Below are 2,794 nucleotides of genomic sequence, written 5' to 3' on the forward strand. Positions count from 1 at the left end.
TCAGCGCGTCCACCGACTCCTGCAGCATGCGCTTCTCGTTGCGCACGATGATGTCCGGCGCATTGAGCTCGAGCAGGCGGCGCAGGCGGTTGTTGCGGTTGATGACGCGGCGGTACAGGTCGTTCAGGTCGGAGGTCGCGAAGCGGCCGCCGTCCAGCGGAACCAGCGGGCGAAGGTCCGGCGGCAGCACCGGCAGCACGGTCATGACCATCCACTCGGGGCGGTTGCCCGACTCGAGGAAGGCCTCGACCAGCTTGATCCGCTTGGTCAGGCGCTTGAGCTTGGTCTCCGAACCAGTGGCGGCGATCTCTTCCTTGAGCTTGACCATCTCGGCCTGCAGGTCGATCGTGCGCAGCAGCTCGTACACCGCCTCGGCGCCCATCGCGGCGTCGAAGTCGTCGCCGTGCTCCTGGCGCATCTGCATGTACTGCTCTTCATTGAGCAGCTGGCCGCGCTCGAGCGGGGTCAGGCCCGGCTCGGTGACCACGTAGGCCTCGAAGTACAGGATGCGCTCGATGTCGCGCAGGGTCATGTCCAGCATCAGGCCGATGCGCGACGGCAGCGACTTCAGGAACCAGATGTGGGCGACGGGCGAGGCCAGGTCGATGTGGCCCATGCGCTCGCGGCGCACCTTGGCCAGCGTCACTTCCGTGCCGCACTTCTCGCAGACCACGCCGCGGTGCTTCATGCGCTTGTACTTGCCGCACAGGCACTCGTAGTCCTTGATCGGGCCGAAGATGGCGGCGCAGAACAGGCCGTCGCGCTCCGGCTTGAAGGTGCGGTAGTTGATGGTCTCCGGCTTCTTCACCTCGCCGTAGGACCACGAGCGGATCAGGTCCGGGGAGGCCAGGGCGATCTTGATCGCGTCGAAGTCCAGCGTGGGGCGCTGCTGGTTGAAGAGATTGAGCAGGTCTTTCATTTGGATGTTCTCCGGTCGAGGGGCACTGGGGTTCGCGGCAATGCGCGGATCAGTGCTCCTCCAGCTCCATGTTGATGGCCAGCGAGCGGATTTCCTTCACCAGCACGTTGAAGGACTCCGGCATGCCGGCGACCATCTCGTGCTCGCCATCGACGATGTTCTTGTACATCTGGTTGCGGCCCTGCACGTCGTCGGACTTCACCGTCAGCATTTCCTGCAGGGTGTAGGCCGCGCCGTAGGCTTCCAGTGCCCAGACCTCCATCTCGCCGAAGCGCTGGCCGCCGAACTGCGCCTTGCCGCCCAGCGGCTGCTGGGTGACGAGCGAGTACGGGCCGGTCGAGCGCGCGTGCATCTTGTCGTCGACCAGGTGGTTCAGCTTCAGCATGTGCATGTAGCCGACGGTGACCGGGCGCTCGAACGCCTCGCCGGTGCGGCCGTCGAACAGCGTGGTCTGGCCGCTGGTCGGCAGGTCCGCCAGGGTCAGCATGTGCTTGATCTCGGCCTCGGTGGCGCCGTCGAACACCGGGGTGGCCATCGGCACGCCGTCGGTGAGGTTGCGGGCCAGCGCCAGCAGCTCCTCGTCGCTGAACTGCTTCAGGTCCACGCGCATGTCGCGGCGGGCACCGCTGGAGTCGTGGTTGTAGATCTCGTCGAGGAACTTGCGCAGCTCGGCCACCTTGGCCTGCGCCTGCAGCATCCGGTCGATCTTCTCGCCCAGGCCCTTCGCGGCCCAGCCCAGGTGGGTCTCGAGGATCTGGCCGATGTTCATGCGGCTCGGCACGCCCAGCGGGTTGAGGACGATGTCCACCGACTGGCCGTTGGCCATGTACGGCATGTCCTCGACCGGCACGATGGTGGACACCACGCCCTTGTTGCCGTGGCGGCCGGCCATCTTGTCGCCCGGCTGGATGCGGCGCTTCACCGCAAGGTAGACCTTGACCATCTTCAGCACGCCCGGGGCGAGGTCGTCGCCCTGGGTGATCTTGGAGCGCTTGTCCTGGAAGCGCTTCTCGAACTCGGCCTTGTGCGCCTCGATCTGCTTCTGCGCGCGCTCGATCGCCTCGGCGGCGTCGTCGTCCTTCATCCGCAGCTGCAGCCAGTCGGACTTCTTCAGCCCGTCGAGCACCAGCGAGGAAACGGTGTCGCCCTTCTTCACGCCGGGGCCGCCGTTGGCGACCTTGCCGAGCAGCTGCTCGCGCAGGCGGGCGTAGATCGCGCCCTCCAGGATCCGGAACTGGTCGTCGAAGTCCTTCTTGACGCGCTTGATCTCGGATTCCTCGATCTGGCGCGCGCGCTTGTCCTTCTCGATCCCGTCGCGGGTGAACACCTGGACGTCGATGACCACGCCGTCCATGCCCGGGGGCACGCGCAGCGAGCTGTCCTTCACGTCCGAGGCCTTCTCGCCGAAGATCGCGCGCAGCAGCTTCTCTTCCGGGGTCAGCTGCGACTCGCCCTTCGGCGTGACCTTGCCGACCAGGATGTCGCCGGCGCGGACCTCGGCGCCGATGTAGACCACGCCCGACTCGTCGAGGCGGTTGAGCGCCTGCTCGGAGACGTTGGGGATGTCGGCGGAGATCTCCTCCGGGCCCAGCTTGGTGTCGCGGGCCTGGACGGTCAGCTCCTCGATGTGGATCGTGGTGTAGCGATCCTCCTCGACCACGCGCTCGGAGAGCAGGATCGAGTCCTCGAAGTTGTAGCCGTTCCAGGGCATGAACGCGACCAGCATGTTCTGGCCCAGGGCCAGCTCGCCGATGTCGGTCGAGGGGCCGTCGGCCAGCACGTCGCCGCGCTCCACGCGGTCGCCCACGTTCACCAGCGGGCGCTGGTTGATGCAGGTGTTCTGGTTGGAGCGGGTGTACTTGATCAGGGTGTAGA

Annotated in this window: 1 protein-coding gene and 1 pseudogene; both read right to left on the reverse strand. The window is 66.4% G+C overall.

Annotated elements, in window-relative coordinates; translation table 11 throughout:
- A pseudogene (locus tag ACIY1X_RS25795) lies at positions 1-919 on the reverse strand (DNA-directed RNA polymerase subunit beta'); the annotation flags it as partial.
- 49 nt (positions 920-968) lie between these two features.
- Positions 969-2,794 (reverse strand): DNA-directed RNA polymerase subunit beta (gene rpoB / locus ACIY1X_RS25800; protein ID WP_399686376.1); only part of this gene is annotated, 1,826 nt, incomplete at its 5' end.

The sequence above is a fragment of the Xenophilus sp. genome, assembly GCF_044462705.1.
GTDB lineage: Bacteria > Pseudomonadota > Gammaproteobacteria > Burkholderiales > Burkholderiaceae_C > Xenophilus > Xenophilus azovorans.